Annotated in this window: 16 protein-coding genes and 1 pseudogene; 13 read left to right on the top strand and 4 right to left on the bottom strand. The window is 71.8% G+C overall.

Going from position 1 to position 21,113, the window contains the following annotated elements:
* Positions 1–51 precede the first annotated feature (51 nt).
* From POF43_RS13350 to POF43_RS13385, 8 genes and pseudogenes are all read left to right on the top strand, one after another.
* Complete coding sequence (locus POF43_RS13350) at positions 52–771, top strand: Phenylacetic acid catabolic protein (protein ID WP_271317953.1); 720 nt, start codon at positions 52–54, stop codon at positions 769–771.
* A gap of 113 nt (positions 772–884) precedes the next feature.
* Positions 885–2,006 carry a radical SAM protein gene (locus POF43_RS13355; RefSeq protein WP_271317954.1) on the top strand — a complete coding sequence of 374 codons (1,122 nt, stop codon included), beginning with the start codon at positions 885–887 and terminating at the stop codon, positions 2,004–2,006.
* Positions 2,007–2,201: 195 nt separating this feature from the next.
* Positions 2,202–2,456, top strand: coding sequence for an acyl carrier protein (locus POF43_RS13360; RefSeq protein WP_271324754.1), 255 nt, complete (start codon positions 2,202–2,204; stop codon positions 2,454–2,456).
* Positions 2,453–3,682 carry a beta-ketoacyl-[acyl-carrier-protein] synthase family protein gene (locus POF43_RS13365; protein WP_271324755.1) on the top strand — a complete coding sequence of 410 codons (1,230 nt, stop codon included), beginning with the start codon at positions 2,453–2,455 and terminating at the stop codon, positions 3,680–3,682. The genes POF43_RS13360 and POF43_RS13365 overlap by 4 nt, the downstream gene beginning before the upstream one ends.
* Positions 3,683–3,914: 232 nt before the next feature.
* Positions 3,915–4,682, top strand: a pseudogene (gene fabI / locus POF43_RS13370) (enoyl-ACP reductase FabI); the annotation flags it as partial.
* A gap of 131 nt (positions 4,683–4,813) precedes the next feature.
* Positions 4,814–5,794: a 3-oxoacyl-ACP synthase III family protein gene (locus POF43_RS13375; RefSeq protein ID WP_271324757.1), complete on the top strand. Its 981-nt coding sequence runs from the start codon at positions 4,814–4,816 to the stop codon at positions 5,792–5,794.
* Positions 5,788–6,768, top strand: a complete 981-nt coding sequence (locus tag POF43_RS13380; protein WP_271324758.1) for an alpha/beta hydrolase family protein — start codon at positions 5,788–5,790, stop codon at positions 6,766–6,768. Before POF43_RS13375 ends, POF43_RS13380 begins: the two co-directional genes overlap by 7 nt.
* Positions 6,769–6,940: 172 nt before the next feature.
* On the top strand, positions 6,941–8,512 hold the full coding sequence (locus POF43_RS13385) for a long-chain-fatty-acid--CoA ligase (protein ID WP_271324759.1): 1,572 nt from the start codon (positions 6,941–6,943) through the stop codon (positions 8,510–8,512).
* Positions 8,513–8,639: 127 nt separating this feature from the next.
* Here the strand turns inward: POF43_RS13385 and POF43_RS13390 are convergent, their stop codons facing one another.
* A complete protein-coding gene (locus POF43_RS13390) occupies positions 8,640–9,728 on the bottom strand; it encodes a branched-chain amino acid aminotransferase (protein ID WP_271323276.1) in 1,089 nt (362 codons plus the stop codon).
* Between the two features lie 1,417 nt (positions 9,729–11,145).
* Here POF43_RS13390 and POF43_RS13395 point away from each other — a divergent pair.
* Positions 11,146–11,436 (top strand): hypothetical protein, encoded by a 291-nt coding sequence (locus POF43_RS13395; protein WP_271323277.1) that lies wholly within the window; start codon positions 11,146–11,148, stop codon positions 11,434–11,436.
* A 231-nt stretch (positions 11,437–11,667) separates the two neighbouring features.
* Here the strand turns inward: POF43_RS13395 and POF43_RS13400 are convergent, their stop codons facing one another.
* The 3 genes from POF43_RS13400 to POF43_RS13410 form a co-directional block, all read right to left on the bottom strand.
* The gene (locus POF43_RS13400; RefSeq protein WP_271314896.1) at positions 11,668–12,720 is read right to left on the bottom strand and encodes an ABC transporter substrate-binding protein; all 1,053 of its coding nucleotides are present in this window, start codon (positions 12,718–12,720) and stop codon (positions 11,668–11,670) included.
* Between the two features lie 110 nt (positions 12,721–12,830).
* A complete protein-coding gene (locus tag POF43_RS13405; protein ID WP_271314895.1) occupies positions 12,831–13,763 on the bottom strand; it encodes an ABC transporter permease in 933 nt (310 codons plus the stop codon).
* Between the two features lie 109 nt (positions 13,764–13,872).
* Positions 13,873–14,655 carry an ABC transporter ATP-binding protein gene (locus POF43_RS13410; protein ID WP_271314894.1) on the bottom strand — a complete coding sequence of 261 codons (783 nt, stop codon included), beginning with the start codon at positions 14,653–14,655 and terminating at the stop codon, positions 13,873–13,875.
* A gap of 473 nt (positions 14,656–15,128) precedes the next feature.
* On the opposite strand from POF43_RS13410, the gene POF43_RS13415 reads away from it, so the two are divergent.
* From POF43_RS13415 to POF43_RS13430, 4 genes are all read left to right on the top strand, one after another.
* Complete coding sequence (locus tag POF43_RS13415) at positions 15,129–16,271, top strand: transposase domain-containing protein (protein ID WP_271323278.1); 1,143 nt, start codon at positions 15,129–15,131, stop codon at positions 16,269–16,271.
* Between the two features lie 432 nt (positions 16,272–16,703).
* Positions 16,704–19,670 carry a sensor histidine kinase gene (locus POF43_RS13420; RefSeq protein WP_271323279.1) on the top strand — a complete coding sequence of 989 codons (2,967 nt, stop codon included), beginning with the start codon at positions 16,704–16,706 and terminating at the stop codon, positions 19,668–19,670.
* Between the two features lie 62 nt (positions 19,671–19,732).
* On the top strand, positions 19,733–20,155 hold the full coding sequence (locus POF43_RS13425; RefSeq protein ID WP_271314891.1) for a roadblock/LC7 domain-containing protein: 423 nt from the start codon (positions 19,733–19,735) through the stop codon (positions 20,153–20,155).
* A gap of 49 nt (positions 20,156–20,204) precedes the next feature.
* Positions 20,205–20,564 (top strand): DUF742 domain-containing protein, encoded by a 360-nt coding sequence (locus tag POF43_RS13430; protein WP_271314890.1) that lies wholly within the window; start codon positions 20,205–20,207, stop codon positions 20,562–20,564.
* Positions 20,565–21,113 lie beyond the last annotated feature (549 nt).

Here is a 21,113-nt window from a genome sequence, read left to right on the forward strand (position 1 = left end):
CGATCCCTGTGCAACGTCTCACGCGAGCCTTATGAAACGAGGTGCCCTGTCATGGGATTTTCCCTTCTGGCCGACGAGGCGGTCGTGGTCCGGACCCCCGAGGAATTCCTGGCCATGCCGGAGGAGTACCGGGAGATCGCGATCCGCGGGATGGTGGTCAACACCGAGGGTGAACTCTCCGGTGGCGACGATTACATCAGCGTCTTCCTGCCGCTCGCGCCCGACGCCGAGGAGCGCCAGGTCTGCGCCGAGCGCGCGGTCGAGGAGTACGACCACTACAAGATCGGCAAGCGGGTGCTCGGCGAGATCGGCGTCGACACCTCGTACATGGAGTCGCAGACCCTCGCGGAGCGGAACCTGTTCAGGGCGCAGGAGTTCCACAACTGCACGACCTGGGCCGAGCGCGGCATCTTCTCCTACGTCGGCGAGGAGACCGCGATGGTGATGATCTCCGAGTTCGCGCAGAGCAGTTACAAGCCCTGGGCGGACGCGGTGCGCACGATCATCCAGGACGAGAAGGTGCACATCGCCCACGGCGCCCGGGTGTGCCGCAACCTCGCCGCGACCGACGACGGCCGCGAGCAGCTCCAGCAGGCGCTGGACCGGCTCTGGCCCACCTTCATCCGGATCTTCGGCAGCCCGCGCTCGGAGCGCGCCAAGCTGGCCGTGCGGTTCGGGCTCCGGCAGACCACCAACGGCCAGGCCTGCGACGTCTGGCGCGAGAAGGTCACGCCGCGCATCACCAACCTGGGCCTCCGGATCCCGCAGTAGCGGTCGCCTCCCGGCAGGTGTCCGGGAGCGGCAGCCGGTCCACACGCGACGGTGCAGCCGGTCCACAGCGACCGTGCAGCCGGTCCACACGCGACAGTCAAGGAGCCCATGCCATGGCGACACCCGTCTCCATCGAACAGCGTCCGCCGAGCCGCCGCGAGGCCAAGGCACGCACCGCCGAGTTACTCGCCGGCCGCCCCGACCTCGCCGAACGGCTGCACCGCGTGCGCCGGCTGGGGCGCAGTGTGCGCTCCTGCGAGGTGCACCTCACCAACACCTGCAACATCCGCTGCAAGGGCTGCTGGTACTTCGAGGGCGGCTTCGACACCGCGGTCAAGGAACTGTCCGACCTGGACAAGATCCGGGCCTTCGCCCGCCGGCTGGCCGACGAGGGCGTCAACCAGGCGACCCTGATCGGCGGCGAACCCACCCTCGTCCCGCGCCGCGTCGAGGCCTTCGTCGAGCAGCTGCCGCACGTCACCATCTCCACCAACGGCCTGCGCCCGATGCCCAAGCAGGGTTTCGAGAAGATCGCCATCGCGGTGTCCATCTTCGGCGGCGGGGTGCTCGACGACGACCTGCGCGCGATCCGGGTCAACGGCTCGACCTTCTCCGGCCTGCTCGACACCGCGCTGGGCCACTACCGCGACGACCCGCGGGTGCTGTTCATCTACGCGCTCGCCGAGGCCGGCGTGGAGCACATCGAGCCCACCGTGCGGAAGATCGCCGAGAACGGCAACATCGTCACCTTCAACTTCTACAGCGAGCACGGTACCGAGAACCCCATCCGGATCGCCAACGAACAGCGGGTGCTGGACGAGGCGTTGCGGGTCAAGGAGCTGTACCCGCACGCGGTGGTCAGCCACCCGTACTTCATCGAGACGCTGATCACCGGACGGTCGCACTGGGGCGGCACGTTCGGCTACGACGTCTGCCCCAGCCTCAGCGTCGACCACCCCGACCACGCCGAGCGGCTGGCCAACGGCAACCCGGTCATCCCCGGCTTCAACGCCTGGGGCGCCGACTACGAGACGGTGCAGTTCTGCTGCACCTCCGGCGACTGCGGCGGCTGCCGGGACAGCCAGGCCGTCTACAGCTGGCTGGTGGTGAACGGCTCCCGCTTCCTGGACGACGTCCAGCGGCTGGAGCAGTGGCTGGACATCTCCGAGAGCTACTGGCGGCAGTGGCACTGGGCGCCCTACCACGCCAGCAAGCTCGACAGCCTCACGTCCTGACCGCACCGGTGCCGGCACCGCACCGGGACCGAAGCCGGCGCCGCGCCGGGACCGACGCCGCCACCGCATCCGTGCGACCCGGCCCCCGTGCGACCGGCCCCGTGCGACCGGCCCCGTGCGACCCGACCCCCGGACGACCCCGCACCCCCGCGACCCCACACCCGCGTGACCGCCGCCGTGCGGACAAGGAGAGACATGCCCGACACCCTGGACCTCACCACCATCGAGAACTTCGTCACCGACGCCCTGGTGGAGCTCGGCGTGGAGCGTTCCGATATCGCCGAGGACGCCGTCCTGGACGAGCTGGAGATCGACTCGCTCGACATGGTCGAGCTGAGCCAGTCCATCAAGAAGCAGCTCGGCATCCCGGTCAAGCCGAAGGACTTCGACGACGTGGACACCGTCGGCGAGGTGCTCGCCCTGTGCCGTCACAAGGCCGGACTGGAGTGACCTCCGGGGTCGTTGTCACGGGCCTGGGCGCGGTGACCCCGCTGGGCGTGGGGGCCGGGGTGCTGCACCGGCGCGCGGTGGCCGGGGACAGCGCGCTGGCCGGCGGCCTGGGGCGGTGCGAGGACTTCCGGGCCGCCGACCACCTGTCCCGCCAGCAGATCCGCCGCACCGACCGGTTCGCCCGGTTCGCCCTGGTGGCCGCCGCCGAGGCGCTGGCCCAGGCCGGCTGGACGTCCGGCGCGCTGCCCTACCCGGCCGAGCGGATCGCCTGCGTGGTCGGCTGCGCGCTGGGCGGCACGGAGAGCTTCGAGGCGCAGCGCGACGTACTCCGGCAGCAGGGCGCGGAGTTCGTCTCGCCGCTGATGGTCTCGTCGATGATGGCCAACGCCGCGGCCTCGCAGCTGTCCCTGCGGTTCGGCTTCCAGGGCGAGGCCCTCTGCGTCGCCTCGGCGTGCAGCAGCGGGACGCAGGCGATCGGCACCGGGCTGATGCTGCTGGCCGCCGGTGCCGCCGACGCGGTGCTGGTCGGCGGCGCCGAGGCGTCCACCTCCGAGCTGGTCCAAGCCGCGTTCCGCAACGCCGGCGCCCTGTCGCCGACCGGTGATTCGGTGCCGTTCGACCGGGGCCGGGACGGGTTCCTGATCGGCGAGGGCGCCGGAATCCTGCTGCTGGAGACGGCGGCCGGCGCGGCGGCGCGCGGGGCCGCCGTGCTCGGCGAGGTGCTCGGCTACGGGGCCAGCGCCGACGCGCACCACCTGACCGCCCCGGACCCCACCGGCGTGCCCGCCGCCCGCGCCGTCGGCCAGGCGCTGCGCGCGGCCGGGGTGGCGCCGCGGGAGATCGGCTACGTCAACGCGCACGGCACCGGCACCGTCCTCAACGACCAACTGGAGTGCGACGCGCTGCGGTTGGCGCTCGGCCCGGCACTCGAAGGGATTCCGCTGTCCTCCACCAAGTCCGCGATCGGCCACCTCTTCGGCGCGGCCGGCGCGGTGGAGGCCGTCGCCACGCTCCAGGCACTGCGGCACGCCACCGCACCGCCCACCGTCGGGCTGCGCGAGCCGGACGAGCGGCTCGGCCGGCTGAACCTGATCCGGCACGCCACACCGCTCGCCGTCCCCGGGACGCTCCCCGGCCGGCCGGCCCCGCGCCTGGTCGGGCTCTCCACCTCGTTCGGCTTCGGCGGGCACAACGCCGCGCTCGTCCTGGCCGCTTCTCCCGCGTGACGAACCGTGCGTGGCGACTTCTGCGTAACGACCCCTCCTCAACGAGCCCCGTGCGCCAACCCCGTGGCCAACGAACCGCGTGCGCCGGCCCCGTCCGTACGTACCCCGTGCTCAACGAACGCCGTGCGCCGACCCCGTGCGAGAGCCCCGTACGAACGAACCCCGTACGTAACGAACCCCGTGCCCGACGAACCCCGCGTGACGAATTCCGTGTGACGAAAGGTCAACAGCAATGCTCGGCTTCGAAGGACGCCGTTATCTGATCACCGGAGTGCTCAACGACGACTCGATCGCCTGGCACACCGCCAAGGCGCTCCAGGAGGCCGGGGCGGAGGTCCTGCTGACCGGGTTCGGACGTGCCCGGCGGATCACCGAGGCCGCGGCGAGCGGACTTCCCCGGCCGCCGGAGGTGCTGACGCTGGACGTGACCAGGCCGGAGGACTTCGTCGGCCTGGCCGGGGAGCTGACGGAACGCTGGGGAGCGGTCGACGGTGTGCTGCACGCGGTCGCCGCCGCACCGCAGGAGGCGCTCAGCGGCAACTTCCTGACCGCCTCGCCGGACAGCGCCACGTTCGCGCTGCGCACCGCGGCGGTCTCGCTGCACTCGCTGGCCACCGCGCTGGCCCCGCTGCTCAGCGCGGACGGCCGGCGCGGCAGCGTGGTCGGGCTGGACTTCGACGCCTCCGGCGCCTGGGCCGGCTACGACTGGATGGGCGTCAGCAAGGCGGCCCTCGGCGCGGTCTGCCGTTACCTCGCGATGTACCTGGGCCCGTCCGGAATCCGGGTCAACCTGGTCGCGGCCGGCCCGGTGGAGACCGTGGCCGGGCAGGCGATCAGCACCTTCGGCCGGATCGCCGACCGCTGGGAGGCCGAGGCACCGCTCGGCTGGGACCGCACCGATCCCGCGGTGCTCACCGGGCCGGTGCTCTTCCTGCTCTCCGACCTGGCCGCGACCGTCACCGGGGAGATCGTGCACGCCGACGGCGGCATGCACTCCGTACGGATGGGCGCGGGGCCGGCCTTCGCCGAGGGAGCGGTCGCCGCCGGGGGAGCGGCCACCGCCAAGGGGTCGGCCACCGCCGAAGGACCGGTCGCCGCCGAAGGACCGGCCTTCGCCGAGGGGGCGGCCCGGTGAGCGCCGCGATCGTCGGCGTGGGGGCCGCGCTGCCCGAACGCGTCGTGCCCAACGCCCACTTCGACCGGATCGGCGCCTCCTCGGAGTGGATCGTCAAACGCACCGGGATCGAGGAGCGCCGCTTCATGGAGCCCGACGGCCGGCTCGCCGACCTGGTGGTGGCCGCGGCCGAGCAGGCGCTGCGGTCCAGCGGAGTGGCCGGGGAGCGGATCCGGCACGTCGTGGTCGCCACCATCACCCCGGACCGGGTGACGCCCGGCGTCTCGGTCGAGGTCGCCGCCCGGCTCGGCATGCCGCAGGCCGCGGCCTTCGACCTGCACGCGGCCTGCGCCGGGTTCGTCTACGGGCTGGACCACGCCGCCGCGCTGATCGAGACCGGCCGCGCCGAGGCGGTTCTGGTCTGCGGCGCCGACGCGCTCACCCGGATCACCGACCACGAGGACCGCGGCACCGCGGTGCTGCTGGCCGACGGCGCCGGCGCGGTGGTGGTGGCCGACGTTCCCGGCACGCCCCGCCCGGTCTTCTCGCTCGGCAGCGACGGGCGGCAGATCCCGCTGCTCCACGCCGACCGGGACGAGCGCAAACTGCGGATGGACGGCCGGGAGATCTTCACCCACGCGGTGGAGAAGATGGCCGCCGCGACCCGCGAGGTGCTCGCCCGCACCGAGCTGACCTGCGAGGACCTCGACCTGTTCGTCGCCCACCAGGCCAACGCGCGCATCGTGCGCGCGGTCGGCAAGGAACTGGGCGTGCCGCCCGAGCGGCTCTACCTCAACGTGCAGCGGGTCGCCAACACCTCCGCCGCCTCCATCCCGCTGGCGCTGACCCACGCCCGCGAGGAGGGCCGGCTCGGCGACTCGGGACTGCTCGGCGTGGCCGCCTTTGGTGCCGGCATCACCTGGGGTGCCGGGGTCATCGGCTGGCGGCCGGCGCCGGCGCCGGAGCCGACGCCGGAGCCGGGCGGGGCGGCATGGTGAGGACCCCGCGGTTCCCGCCGCTGGCCGAGATCCGCGCACCGGACGGCGCCAGGATCACGATCCGGGCGCTGGCCCGGCCGGACGCCGGCGCGCCGGTCGTGGTGGTCCTGCCGGCCATGGGCATGGCCGCCCGGCACTACACCCCGCTGGTCCGCTCGCTGCACGCGGCCGGGCTCACGGTGGCGACCTGCGACCTGCGCGGCCACGGTGAGAGCCGGCCCGTCCCCCGGCGCGGCGTCCGCTTCGGCTACCGCGAGATCGTGGAGCACGACATCAAGGCGGTGCTCGACGCGGTGGCCGCGGCCTTCCCGGCGGCGCCGCTCCTCCTGCTCGGGCACAGCCTGGGCGGGCAGCTGGGGATGGTGCACTGCGGGGTCTTCCGCCCCCGGCTCGCCGGCGCGGTCCTGGTGGCCAGCGGCTCGGCGTGGTTCCGCACCTTCGGCCCGTTGGCCGGCCTGTACCGGCTAACGCACAGTCAGTTCTCCATTTTGGCTTCGGCGTTGCTCGGCCACTGGCCCGGCGAACGGCTCGGCTTCGGCGGCCGCGAGTCCGCCCGGCTGATGCGGGACTGGGCCCGGCAGATGCGCACCGGCCGCTACCGCGTGCCGGGCGCGTGCACGGACTACGACCAGGCGCTGGCCGACGTCGAGCTTCCGGTCCTCGCGGTGGACGTCGCCAACGACGCGCTGGCACCACCACGAGCCGTGGACCACCTGTGCGACAAGATGCCCAGGGCCCGGGTGGAACGCTGGAGCTACACGGTGGAACGGGCGGACGGCCGCCCGCTGGACCACTTCCGCTGGATCCGGCACAACCGCGGCCTGGTGGAGGTGATCGCCCGGTGGGTCTTCCGACTCACCGCCGAGGTTGAGCGTTCCCCCGGTGCCGGACGCTCCGCTGAGGTCGAGGGGGACGCGGAGGTTGAGCGTTCCTCCGGTGCCGGACGTTCCGCCGACGTGGTTGACGCGGGTTGACGCGGGCTGTTGTGACGCGCTCGGACGCGGCGGGGTGGTGGGCGGTGACCCGTCGCGCGACCTGTCGACGGGCACCGGCCCGCGGGCAACGGCTCATCGCCGTCCTGCTGTCCCGCGCCGGTTCGCTCCCGGCCGGTTCTCCTTCCATCAGTACCTGACCGAGGAGCCCCTCATGCCCGCCGACACCACCGAGTCCGCCGACATCGCCGACATCGCCGGGAGCACACCGCGCGGCGTCCCCGACCTGCTGGCGGCCTCCGTCGCCCGGAGTCCGGAGCGGCCCGTCCTGCGGATGGACGACGACGTGCTGACCCTCGCCGACCTCGACGTACTCAGTGCCCGGGCCGCGCGGTGGCTGGCCTCCCTCGGCGTCGTGCCCGGCGACCGGGTGGCCGTACTGCAACCCAACGTGCCGACGTTCGCGGTGCTGTACTACGGCATCCTGCGGGCGGGCGCGGTGGTGGTGCCGATGAACCCGCTGCTGAAGTCCCGGGAGGTCGAGCACTGCCTGTCCGACGCCGGGGCCGCGCTGCTGATCTGCTGGCACGAGGGCACGGAGGAGGCGGTGACCGGCGCCGTACGGGTCGGCACCCCGTGCGTCACGGTCGGGCCGGACGCGTTCGCCACGGACGCGTTCGCGCCGGATGTGCACCCCGCGCCGCCGGCGGCGCACCGGCGCGGCGGCGAGGACACCGCGGTGATCCTCTACACCTCCGGCACCACCGGCGTGCCGAAGGGCGCGGAACTGACCCACCGCAACATCCTGGGCAACGTCCGGGCGGGCATCCAGGTGCTGGGGATCGGCGAGGACGACGTGATCTTCGGCGGCCTGCCGCTGTTCCACTCCTTCGGGCAGGTGATGGGCCTCAACTGCGCGGTGGCGACGGGCGCGTGCCTCACCCTGGTGGCCCGTTTCGACCCGGCCGGGGCCATGGCGGTGATCCGGCGCGACCGGGTCAGCGTCTTCCTCGGGGTGCCGGCCATGTACACCCTGATGCTGACCCACCCGGACCGGGCCGGCCACGACGTGAGCTCGCTGCGGGTCTGCCTGTGCGGCGGCTCCCCGCTGCCGCCGGAGGTGCTGCGCGGGTTCGAGGACGACTTCGGCTGCGTGGTGCTGGAGGGCTACGGGCTCTCCGAGTCCTCCCCGCTGGCCTGCGCCAACCGGATCGACCGCGAGCGCGTCGCCGGCAGCATCGGCGTCCCGATCGAGGGCGTGCGGATGCGCGTGGTCGACGAGTCCGGCACCGAGGTCCCCGACGGCACGGTCGGCGAGGTGGTGATCCGGGGCCACAACGTGATGAAGGGCTACTGGCGCCGGCCGGAGGCGACCGCGCGGGCCATCAGGTCCGGCTGGCTGTACACCGGTGACCTCGGCACCCGTGACGCGCGGGGCGACTTCCGGATCGTGGACCGCAGCAAGGACGTCATCATCCGCGGCGGCTTCAACGTCTACCCGCGCGAGGTGGAGGACGTCCTGTACGAGCACCCGGCGGTCGCCGAGGCCACCGTCGTCGGCGTCCCGCACCCCACGCACGGCCAGGAGGTGGCGGCCGCGGTCGTACTGCGCGACGGCGCGCGGGTCGCCCCGGAGGAGATCCGCGCGTTCGTCCGGGAGCGGGTGGCTCCGTTCAAGTACCCCCGCCTGGTCTGGCTGACCGACGCCCTGCCGAAGGGCCCGACCGGCAAGATCCTCAAGCGCGAGATCGTGCTGCCGGCGGGCCTCGGGAATCCGGCGCGGTGACGAGCGGGGCCGACGGGGGGTGGCGGGGCGGATGGGGGCGGTGCGGTGCCGATCGGGGCCGGCCCCGCGCCCGTTCCTGCTCCTGCTCCCGCTCCGTTCCCGCTCCCGCGCCCGTTCCGCTGCCGGTTCAGACGACCTGCCGCAGCCAGCCGTGCTTGTCCTGCGCGCGCCCGTACTGGATGTCCAGCACGCGCTCGCGAAGCGCCGTGGTCTGCTCGCCGGGTGCTCCGCTGCCGATGGTGAACTCGTAGCCCTCGCCCTTGAAGCCCACGATCGGGGTGACCACGGCGGCGGTACCGGCGGCGAACGCCTCGGTGATCGTGCCGTCGGCGGCGCCGGCGCGCAGTTCGGCGAGGGTGATGGAGCGTTCCACCGGGGTGAGGCCGAAGTCGGTGGCGAGCGTCAGGATCGTGTCGCGGGTGACGCCTTCGAGGATCGTGCCCAGCTGCGGGGTCACCAGTTCGCCGGCCGAGGTGACCAGGCACAGGTTCATCGTGCCGGACTCCTCCAGGCTGCCGTCGCCGCCGGTGTCGTCGAGGAACATCACCTGGTCGCAGCCGTGCTGCTTCGCCTCGATCTGCGCGGCCAGGCTCGCGGCGTAGTTGCCGCCGCACTTGGCAGCGCCGGTGCCGCCCCGGCCGGAGCGAGTGTACTCGCTGCTGATCCACAGCGTGACGCCGCTGAGGCCGCCGGCGAAGTACGGTCCCGCCGGGCTGGCGATCACCGAGTAGACCACCCGCTCGGCCGGCCGGACGCCGAGGAAGACCTCCGAGGCGAACATGAACGGCCGCACGTAGAGGCTGCCCTCGTTGGCGGAGTCCGGCACCCAGGGGGCGTCCGCGCGGACCAGTTCCTCGACGCTGGTGAGGAAGTCCTCCTCCGGCAGCTCGGGCAGCGCGAGCCGCCGCGCGGAGCGGGCGAAGCGGCGGGCGTTGACCTCGGGACGGAACAGCCAGACGGTCCCGTCCGCGTGCCGGTACGCCTTCAGCCCCTCGAAGATCTCCTGCGCGTAGTGGAGCACGGCGGCGCTCGGGTGCATGGAGAACGGCTCCAGGGGTCCGACCTTGCGGTCGTGCCATCCGTCGGCCGGCGTCCACGTGGCCGTCGCCATGTGGTCGGTGAAGAACCGTCCGAACCCTGGCGCGCCGAGAATCGCGGCCCGCTCCGCTTCAGCCACGGGACTCGTTGTCCGGAACAGGGGGAAGCCACGGCTCATCGCCAACTCCTATACGCCGATGCGGAGTTTCCGCTGCGGACCGGCGCACCGATCGGCGCCGCTACCGCCTAGGCTAACGGCCGTTACCCGCCTTGAGCAGGCGTCATGCGCCCCCGCAGAACCCCGCGAACGGGCGGCCGCCGGCCGGTGCGGGGGCTTCCCCCGGAAGTCGCGTCCGGGGGGCGGGTGTGCGGTGGTCCCGCACCCCGAAAGGCGCCGCGCGAGACCGCCGCGGGCCCCGACAAGACCCGCATCACACCGGTAGGGGTATCCGATGACAAGACCGCGCGAAACGGACACCGCCGACTCCTGCTCACACCCGCCGCCGAACTCACCGGCAGCCGGACCCGCCGCCCGTTCCTGACGGCGCGAGATTCTCTCCGCGCCGGGCTTGCCCTCAGATGTTCGGGCGCGAGGACACCGGGCCATCTCGCCGCCGGACCGCGACCTGCGCCATCGTCGTCCACGGCGGGTTCTCACGATCGTCCGCGTGTCTCACGGCAGTTGGAACGTGGCGTTGGGGCCGGATGACAGCAGCGACTGCCCCATCGAGCAGTCGGACGAGGAGCACGCCGGTTTCTTCTCACCCGACGGCTTCCGGCATCCTCCGGAGTCCGGAGATCGCCACGGCAGTCGGTCTTGTGCAGGCGGGTGCCCGGCCTCAGGCAACGTGAGCGGTTGGGTCGCCCGTACTCACCCGGCTGCGGGCCGGCTTGGTGCGCGGGTCTGTCGCTCCTGTGAACGACGATGGTCCAGGCGCATCTCGCCGCCCCGAGGAGCAGCCCGGCTAATAAGGGGCCAGTGCAGGGGGGCAGTCCGTGGGTCGCGATGAACCCCGTTGCCGCCTCGGTGCTGACGCCGTACGCAGCCTCGGTGATCGTCTCGGTGATGATCGGGCTGGTCACTCTGCTGCGTCGTGGTGCCGCGTGCCGACCGTGGGTCGATAAACGTCGCATCGATTGCTCCCAATTTGCGGCACCTGAAGTGGTATATCGAGTGCCTGGTGGAGGCAGGATGCGGCGCGATGGGCAGGTTGTCGAGGTACGTCAGCCCGAGGTGTGGAACAGTCGCGGCGCCAACGGGTCCATGTGAAAGGGGAGTTGCCGGCGCAGGGACGCCGGGCCGGTTTGCCTTATCTTTACCTTCGGGTGGATGTGCGGGGCCGCCGACATGGTCGCTGCCCGGCCGGGTGAGTTGCCCGGCGTGTCCCGGACAGCACGATCGAGTACGTGCTCACGGCGCCCGATCGCCTCCTCGTGCGGGGGCAGGCATAGAGCTGCTCGCCCGCAGCCGGTCCAGTGGCACCGTCGCGGCCCTGCGTTCCGTCCGTCGAGGCGTGCGACCCGAGGGCGGCGGACGTCGCGGGGCCGGTCGCTACGATCGGTGCCACCGACCGGACCGGATCATAGGAGGCGCGGTGCAGCGGCAGCGGACACCGGACGAGTGGCTGGACATCGCGCGGTTCGTCCGGCACGCGGCGAACAAGCTGGCCCCGGCGCCGTTGCCGCTGTGCCTGCCGGGGGAGCCGCAGGCGTGCGGCCAGGACGCCCAGCGGCACGCGCTGGGCTGGTCGGCGGAGCTGAAGGCACTGTCGCACCACCTGATCGAGGCGGCTGCGGACTCGCAGGAGGAGGCCGCGTATTTCGCGGGCACCTTCTACAAGGAACGGCTGGCCGCCCTACGTGAGGCATCGCCGCCGACCACGTAGCCGCACAGCCGAAACGGCCCCCGCCCGGGGGCCGTTCGTGCGACCGGCGCGTGATCGGGCGCCCGGCGGGGGCCGGTGCGGGACCGCCGCGTCAAAGGCACCGCCCGCAGCCGCTCGCCCGCAGCCACCGCGGGTCTCCGCCGGCCGCTGCCGGCTTCCCGGCCGCCCCGCGGCAGCGGACCGGTGCCCGGAAGCCGTGATCCTCCCGGGCACCGCCTCGTTCGGTGTTCGTCAGGAGGTCGGCTTGGCCTGCGACGCCTGCTGGACGAACTCGTCGGTGTACGTCTTCGCCAGGTCGATCTTGTGGCCCTTGACGTTCGGGTCGACGGCGGTCAGGACGCGCAGCACGGTCTGCGGGGCGTCGGTGGGCATCTGGCCGGTGGGGTTGTACATGCCCATCCCGTTGGCCAGCGCCTGGGTGTACTGCTCCTTGCCGCTGCCCTGGTAGAAGTCGGCCGGGACCTGGGCGGTGATCTGGGCGGCCGAGTGCGACTCGATCCACAGCAGGGTGTCGTAGAGCGCGTCGACCATCTTCTGCACGGTGGGCTTGTGGCTGTTGGCCCACGCGGTCTGGACGAGCAGGCAGGTACCCGGGTACGGGCCGCCGAGCGCGGCCTTGGTGCCGGCGGCGGTGCGCATGTCGACGGTGATCTTCGCCAGGTGCTTGGTGAGCAGCGTGGAGATGGTCGGCTCGGTCGTGACGCCGGCGTCGACCCGGTTGTGCTGGAAGGCCGCGACGAAGGTGGGGCCGGCGGCCACGGCGACCAGGTGCGTCTGGTCGATCGGGATGTTGTTGTGCACGGCGAGGTAGGAGCCGAGGTAGGACGTCGAGGAGCCGAGCGAGGTCACGCCGATGGTCTTGCCGCGCAGGTCCGCGGGGGAGTTGATCGACTCGTTCGTGCGGCCCATCTCGACCATGCCCGGCGCCTGGAGCAGCTGGATGACCGACTCGGTCTGCTTGCCCTTGGCCTGCAGGTCGAGGTTGTGGTCGTAGAACCCGATCATCGCCTGGGCGTCGCCGGTGAGCAGGGCGTCGGTGACCTGGGCCGTCGCCTGGAGGTTGTCGATCTTGACGTTGACGCCCTGCTTCTTGAAGAAGCCCAGGCGCTGCGCCAGGATCAGCGGCAGGTAACTCTGGTTCGCCTGGTTCGACAGCGCGATGGTCACCGTCGGCGAGGAGCCGTTCCCGGCCGCCGTGTCGCCGGACTTGCCGCCGGAGCAGGCGGTCAGCCCCGCGGCCAGGACCGTTGTCGCGGCTATGGAAACGATCTTCTTGTGCCACATGAGCTGTGCCTTCTCCTCCGGAGTGGACGCCTCGCGGGCCGTCTTCGGTCCCGGTGCGTGGGATGCGTTGGTGAGTGCGGTGCCGTCATGGGAAATGCCGTCATGGGAGATCAGGAACCGGCGCCCGAACTGCGCGGGCGGGGCCGCCAGCGCAGCAGGCGCCGTTCGAGGAGCGTGATCAGCCCTTCGGCGATCAGTGCGAACGCCGCGGTGATGACCAGGCCCGCGTAGACGCCGTCGGGGTCGAAGTTGGCCTGGGCCTGGGAGATCAGCAGCCCGAGACCCTGCTGGGCCCCGAGCAGTTCGCCGACGATGGCGCCGGTGATGGCGAAGCCGAACGCGATGTGCAGGCTGGTGGTGATCCAGCTGAGCGCGGACGGGATGACCACGTGCAAGGTCACCTTGGCGTTGCTGGCGCCGAGGATGCGGGCGTTGGCGATGAGGTTGCGGTCCACCTCGCGGGCGCCCTGGAAGGCGTTGAAGAACACGCCGAAGAAGACCAGGACGACCGCCAGCGCGACCTTGGAGTCGATGCCGAGGCCGAACCAGATGGCGAACACCGACCCGAGCACGATGCGCGGTATGGAGTTCAGCGTCTTGATGTAGGGGGCGAACACGTCCGACAGCAGGCTGAGCCGGCCGAGCACGATGCCGCACACGACGCCGAGGGTCACCCCGATCCCGAACCCGAGCAGGGTCTCCTGGAGGGTCACCCAGACCTGGTCCCACAGCGGGCCCTGGGACGTGCCGTGCGCCGTCCAGGCCCACAACTGCGTCCAGACACCGGAGGGTTCACCGAAGTAGAACGTGTCGATGGTGCCGGTGGAGGACAGCAGCTGCCACAGGCCGACGAACACCACGAGGACCAGCACCCGGCCGGTGAGGACCACCACGCGGCGCCGGTTGCGCTGCCGGCGGGCGGTCGCCGCCCGGGTCGCGGCCGCCTCGCTCAGCGGCGGGACCGGGCGGTCCGGCACGCCGTCGGCCGGGCCGGGATCCGCCGGCGCCGTACCGGTACTCGATCGGGGGCCTTGCGCGTTCATGCGGTGGTGCCTCTTCCGGACGTCGGTCGGGTCTTGCGGACGGGCGGTGGTGCCTCTCGCGGCGGCCGGGGTCCCTCGCACGGCCCGACGCCGCCGGCGCGTAGCGGGGTCAGGCCGCGGTGACGCTGCGCCGGTAGGCGACCTGCACTTCGTCGCGCAGCGCCTCCCATATCCGTTCGTGCAGCTTGACGAACTCCGGGGTGTGCCGGATCTCGCGGGTGTTCCTCGGCCGGGGCAGGTCGATGCGGAACTCCTGCTTGACGGTGGCCGGTCCGGCGGTCATGACGACGACCCGGTCGGCGAGCGAGATCGCCTCCTCCAGGTCGTGGGTGATGAACACCACCGACGGCCGGGTCAGCTCCCACAGGGACAGCAGTTCGTCGGACATGATCTGCCGGGTCTGCACGTCCAGGCCGGCGAACGGCTCGTCCATGAGCAGCACCCGCGGCCGGTTGATCATGGTCTGGGCGAGCGCCACCCGCTTGCGCATCCCGCCCGAGAGCTGGTGGGGGTGGTACCGCTCGAACCCGGCGAGCCCCACCCGGCGCACCCAGTCGGCGGCCTCGGCGAGCGCCTCCTTGCGGGGCATGCCGCGGAAGCGCGGACCGGTGGCGATGTTCCCGATGACCGTCTTCCAGGGGAATACCGCGTCGGCCTGGAAGACGAAGCCCACCTGGTCACCGATGCCGTCCACCGGACGGCCGCCGATCAGCACCTCACCGCTGTCGGGCTGGTCCGTACCGCAGATCATCGACAGTGTTGTGGACTTGCCGCAGCCGGTCGGGCCGACGACCGCGGTGAACTCACCGGGCGCGACGGAGAAATTGATGTCGCGCAGCACATCGTGATTGCCGCCCTGGGGTGTACTGAAGCTTTTGCTCACATCACGCATCACGATTGACGGCGGCTGCGTCGCCGGCTGCGGTGATGGGGCCGGTCCTTCGACGCGCCCACGCCGGGATTCGCTTGTCACGCAATGAGGCTGTCAGAACTCCACTCGGTGCAACAACCTTGTCGGCCGGAGGGGTCACTGACTTAAGAACCGGCCTGACGGTCGGTTAGTGGGCTTTCTGGGCAGGTATGGCATTGGCTGACCGGTATTCCTGCTCTGTCGGGGCGTTGATTCGCGCGTGTTTCGAAGGCGGTTCGGCGGTGTTCCGGAGGTCTGTTCATCAAGAGATGTCCGTGTATGGGGCAAGCAATGTGGACCGGGGTGGGTCCGGTCGGCCCGCTTTGGCGTGATTGAGGCATGTGTGCGCCGCCGGGTTGTGGTTTTTTCCTGGAGAACTTCTGTGTGAATGACGTGGCTGCGGAGATTATGCGAAGAAGATAGGGTGCGGCTATTCCGTGCGGTAACTTTTCGCGATGGCAGCCCCTTATCGCGGCATACGGTGCGAAACACACCTGCCCGACCGGCTCGCTCTGCGCATGCTCGTGCAGGCGTTTCGGCCCGAGCTGATGGACCGGCTGGTGGACGAGGCCGAGCGAAAAGAACGGCGTTCCAGGCTTCTTCCGGCGCGCGTCATGATGTACTTCACGCTCGCGATGTGGCTTTTCGAGACCTCTTCCTACGAGGAGGTGCTCGCCAAACTGACCGGCGGACTGCCCGAGTTCTTCGAGGAGGCCGGCGACCTGGCCAGCGCCGCCGCCATCACCCGGGCCCGCCGGCGACTGGGCGTCGAACCCCTCAAGGCCCTGTGCGGCCACCTGGCCGCCTCCGCCGAACCGGAGGCGTCCCCGGCGGACGGCGGGACGGCCCGTGCGGCAGGCCGGGTGCTCGCCTTCGAAAGCGTCGCGCTGGAGGCCCCCGACACCCCCGCCAACCGCGTCGCGTTCGGCGCGCCCGACGGGGACTGCCGCCACCTGAACGTCTGGCTGACCTCGCTCACCGACTGCCGCACCCGGGTGGTCGTGGCCTCCGCGATCGCCTCCGGCGCGGACCACGGCGCCGAAAGCCTGCTGGTCAGGTGTCCGCCCGGTCTCATCGGCGCCGGGACCCTGGTGGTGGGCGATGAAGAAACGATCCCCTCGAACCTGTGGCACGCCCTGGCCGAGGCGGGCGCCGACCAGGTGTGGCAACTCGGCGAGCACGCCCAATTACCGGCCGCGCGCGGGCTGCCCGACGGCTCCTACCTCTCGGCCCCGGTCGGCGGCCACCGGGGAACCGGTCCGCGCCGGGAGACCGTCGTGCGCGTGGTGCCCTGGAACGGTACGGGCAGACCCGGTGCCAGGCGGGCCGAGGAAGGGGGACGGCGGGACAGACTGGTCACGTCGATCCTCGACGACGACGCCGTGCCGGCCGACGTGATCGCGGCCCGTTACGCCCGGGCGGGAGCGGGCCGGGCCGGCGTGCGCCAGTTCACCGGGCAGTTGGACGGACAACGCGTCTTCTTGCGTTCCAAAAGCCCTGAACTTGTTCAGCAGGAAATATACGCGTTGCTCTGTACTTACCATGCCGTAAGGAATCTGGTATCTCCGAACTATGCGGACGTCCGACTTTACGAATGATGCCCGGGTGTGCCGGGATGCGGGTATGAAGGACTGCGTCCCGGGTGTGTGGACGCGCTCCGGCAGCCCGGCGGAAGGACCCACTCCGCTAAGTCAGTAATGGCGCCCTTTGCTCAGGTGAGCCATCGTGTGCTGGAATGCGGGTCACGACGAGGACGCGGAAGACGTAAAGCCAAAGACCCGGTGTTTGGCGGATCCAGGTGTTCGTTGTGGCGAACCGGATTGACCAGGCGTCGTCGCGTCCGGAAACGACGTTATGAGGGTTAAGGGTTAGTGGATGGAAGACCAGCGACCCCGCCGAGTCGGGTATCCGTCGACGGACGAAGGCCGCGGGGCACGTCGCGGCGTGGCCACGCTGTGACGGGAACGCCGGGAGCCGGCGGTGTCACCGAACGGGGACGGACCGCGGGAGCCGGCGGTCTGCCCGCCCGGTTGTCCGCCAAGCGGCGCCTGGGCAACTGGCGGCTGCGCAGCCGCATGCTGCTGCTGGTCCTGGTCCCGCTGGTCGCGATCGTCCCGCTGGTCGGCGTCCGTGTCGTGTCCGAGGTCGGCACCGTGCAGGCCGACTCCGACACCCGTGACCAGACGCTGATCGCCCAGCGCATCTCCAGCCTGGTCAGCGCGCTCGACGACGAGCGGGACCTCACCGAGGTCGCGCTCAACGGATCGGGCGTCGGCGGGGACGCCCGGCTGCTGAAGGCCGAGCGGACCACCACGGCGGACGTCACGCAGTTCGACGACGCGCTGCGCCAGTACCACGGCAGTGTCACCGCCCTGCCGCCCGCCACCCAGCAGCTCGGCGCGCGCGCCGAGGCCCGGCTCGCCGACATCGATCCGCTGCGCGCCTCCAACCTGCGGCTCGGCGCCGGTACGCCCAGCTTCACCGCGTACACGACGGTCATCGACGACCTGCTGGACTTCAGCGCCCAGCTCGCCGCGGTCAGCCCCGACCACACGCTCGGCACCCTGGTCGGCACGCTGGCCTCCGTCGAGCAGATCGAGCAGCAGACGTCGAGCGAGCGCGGATACCTCGTCGACGTGCTCAGCGCCGGCAGCTTCACGCTGGAGCAGAAGGAGGACATCGAGCAGGCGCAGGCGCAGTTCGCCACCGCCGCCACCTCGATCGCCAACGACGCGCCGGCGTCGATCCTCAACCTGTACCAGTCCACCGTCAGCGGCGACCAGGTGGGCGCCGCCGACGGCACCGTCGAGGACGTCTCCGCCGCGGCCCAGGAGGGCACCCCGCTCAGCAGCCTCGGGGTCAGCCGGTCCACCGCGTACCAGCAGCTGACGGACAAGCTCCAGGCGGTCCGCACCGTCGAGCAGAAGGTCAACGCCGACATGGGGCAGCGCGCTTCGCTGCTGGTGTCGCAGGGCGAGACCCAACTGTGGGAGAACGTCGGCCTCTTCGTCGCGGTGATCGTGCTGTCCTACCTCGCCGCCGTGGTCCTCGCCCGGTCCGTGGTGCTGCCGCTGCGTCAACTGCGCCGTTCCGCACTGGACATCGCCGACCACCGCCTGCCGGAGGTCGTGCGCCGGCTGCACGACGCGGAGCCCACCGAGGAGTCCGTCCGGGTCCAGCCGATCGATCTGCACACGCAGGACGAGGTCGGCCAGGTGGCGCGGGCGTTCGACCGGGTCCACCACGAAGCGGTCCGCCTCGCCACCGAGCAGGCGATGATGCGCAGCAACGTCAACACGATCTTCACCAACCTCTCGCGGCGCAGTGAGAGCCTGGTGCTGCGGCAGTTGCAGCTGATCGACGAGCTGGAGAACGGCGAGCAGAACCCCGCCCAGCTCTCCAGCCTCTTCCAGCTCGACCACCTCGCGACCCGCATGCGCCGCAACAACGAGAACCTGCTGGTGCTCGCCGGTGAGGAGCAGGGGCGCCGGTGGAACCAGCCGGTGTCGCTGCTCGACGTGGTCCGGGCCGCCACCGCGGAGGTCGAGCAGTACGAGCGCGTCGCCCTCTACGAGCTGCCCGACGTGGCGCTGTCCGGCCACGCCGCGACCGACGTCGTCCACCTGGTGGCCGAACTCATCGAGAACGCCACCTCGTTCTCGGCCCCCGAGAGCGAGGTCCTGGTCAGCGCCAGGACGCTGGCCGCCGGCGACGTCGTCCTCGACATCGCCGACTCCGGCATCGGCATCCGCTCGGAGGAGCTGGAGCGGATCAACGAGCGGCTCGCCGAGCCGCCGGTGGTGGACGTGGCGATCTCCCGCCGCATGGGGCTGTTCGTGGTCGGCCGGCTGGCGGTCAAGTACCGCATCCAGGTGTGGCTGACCAGCCCGGAGACCGGCGGGCTCAACGCGCTCGTGCGCATCCCGCCGGACCTGCTGCGGTCGGTGAACGAGCTCGACGAGGACTCCGGCACCGCGTTCGAGCAGGCCGTCCGGCCCGCCTCGCACGCCAAGGAACCGTCCGGCGCCCCCGAACCCGGCGCGCGGCCGCAGCGGAACGAGAGCCTCGGCTTCCGCCCGGAGCCGGCTGGCAGCGCCGGCTTCCGCGCCGAACCGTTCGACCCCGCCGGTTTCCGGCCCGAGCCGGCCGACATCACCGGCTACCTGCCGGAACCGGGCGGCGCTGCGCGCTTCGACCCGTCCTTCGACACCTCCTTCAGCCAGATCGCCCAGGGCTCCGCGGGCGACCCGCGGTTCGACGACCTGCCGGTGCGCGGCCGTACCGACGACCTGCCGGTGCGCGGCCGTACCGACGACCTGCCGGTGCGCGGCCGTACCGGGCCCGACGCGGACGACTTCCCGTGGTTCGTGGACGAGGCCGGTCCGCAGGCTCAGCCGGACGGCGACTTCTCGTGGTTCGAGCAGCCGGACGAGGTGGCCCCGCCGGCTGCTCCCGGTCGCGGCGGGCCGCAGTCCGGGCCGTCCCAGGACTCCGGCTGGCACGCCTTCGCCGATCCGGCCCACGGCGCGTCCGGCTCGGAGCGGTCACCGATCTTCGACTCGATGAACACCGAGTGGTTCGGGCCCGAGGGCCGCGGCCTGTCGCCCGCCGCCGGACCGGGCACGGGCGTGGCGCCGCTGCCCGGCCACCCGCAGTCCGCCGACGGCAGGTGGCCCGACCGGTCCGCCGCCGACAGCGGTGCCTCCGCCTCCTGGGCCCCGGCCCAGGACAGCTGGCGGTCCACCCCGGTCGTCAGGCCGGCGGTCGGCGGCCTGACCCCGCAGGGACTGCCCGTCCGGGTGCCGCGCGGCAACCCCGGCCCCGGCCAGGCCGCGAGCCCGGGCGCGTCGCGGCCGGCCCCGCCGCCGGTCGAGCCGCGTTCGGCGGACCTGATGAGGGAACGGCTGTCCCGTTTTCACCAGGGCGTCAGGCAGGGGAAGGACGGTTCGGGGCTTGACGGGCCGAGGCCGTTACCGGGTGGGCCGGAAACGCCATGAGCGGACCGTCGTCTCTCCTCCACCCCGGGACATCTGGGATGTCCACAGCACAGGAAGCAGTCATGAGCGAGCTGAGCAAGGCAGCGCAGAACCTGAACTGGCTCGTCGCCAACTTCGTGAAGCAAGTACCGGGCGTGGCCCACGCGGTGGTCGTCTCCTCGGACGGCGTCCAGCTCCTGGCGTCCGAGGCCGTGCCCAAGGACCGCGGCGACCAGCTGGCGGCGGTGGCCTCCGGGCTGGCGAGCCTGACGCAGGGCGCGGCCAACCTCTTCGAGGCCGGCTCGGTCACCCAGACCGTCGTGGACATGCTGCACGGCTTCCTGTTCGTGACGTCGATCAGCGACGGCTCGGTGCTTGCCGTGCTCGCCTCGCCGACCTGCGACATGAAACTCGTCGGGTACGAGATGACCTTGCTGGTCGAACGTACCGGCGACGTGCTCACTCCCGCCCTGCGCGCGGAGCTCCAGAGCGCACTGGCACGCTGAAACTGGGTAGGGCCTGCCGACCGGGCCCCACGGGGAAGGATGGGCTTTCGTGAACGGAGACCAGAGGGGCAGATCATCGCCCTTCGTACGTCCCTACGCCGTCACCGGCGGACGTACGACGGCACGGCACGACTTCGCGCTTGAGGCGCTCGTCAGCACCAACATGCGTGCTTGGGACAGCGGCATCAGACTCTCTCCCGAGCACCGGGCGATCTGCCGGCTCTGCATGGAGCTGAAGTCGGTGGCCGAGATCTCCGCCCTGCTGAACGTGCCTCTCGGCGTCACCCGCGTCTTAGTGGGTGACCTCGCCGAAAGCGGTCTGGTCAACGTCCAGCAACCGGGCCAGGGCGGAGGACGGCCGGACGTCACGCTCCTGGAGCGGGTGCTCGTCGGGCTGCGCGGCCTGTAGGACGGGTCCCGCGGGGCGTGTCGGCTCCGCGGGACGTGGGCGTTCTGCGGGCGGGCGTGCGGGGCTGCGCGGCGTTGTGCGGGCGTGCGGGGCTGTGCCGGTCGCGCGGGTCGCCAGGCGTCGTGCGGACGTTGGGGGCTGTGCCGGTCGCTCGGGTCTGGGGAGCGGGTTCCGGCCGGCGCGGGTGCGGTGCGGCTGCGGGGCGCGGGCTGCGGTGCGGTGCTGGGCGCTGAGGCGTTCTGGCGGCTGGCCGGGGCGTTGCGGTAACGCCGCGATGTGCCGGGCCGGGCGGCGTGATCGCGCACCGCCGGCCCGCTCGCCCGGCCCCGACGACACCTGCGTCGGCCGTGGGCGTACGACACGGCCCCGCCACCGGCCGCGCCCGCCACCGGTGCGATCCGTCCGCCGCCGAACCGTCCGCCACCGAAGCCAACCGTCCACCACCGATGCGATCCACCCGTCTCCTCACGGCCGGCGGAGACGGCCGGCGAACACCGTGCACACGACCGGCCGGCCGAATCCGGGCTCCGCGCCCGCTGCCAAAGGAGA

Source organism: Streptantibioticus silvisoli (assembly GCF_027947535.2).
In the GTDB taxonomy this organism is placed as follows: domain Bacteria; phylum Actinomycetota; class Actinomycetes; order Streptomycetales; family Streptomycetaceae; genus Streptantibioticus_C; species Streptantibioticus_C silvisoli.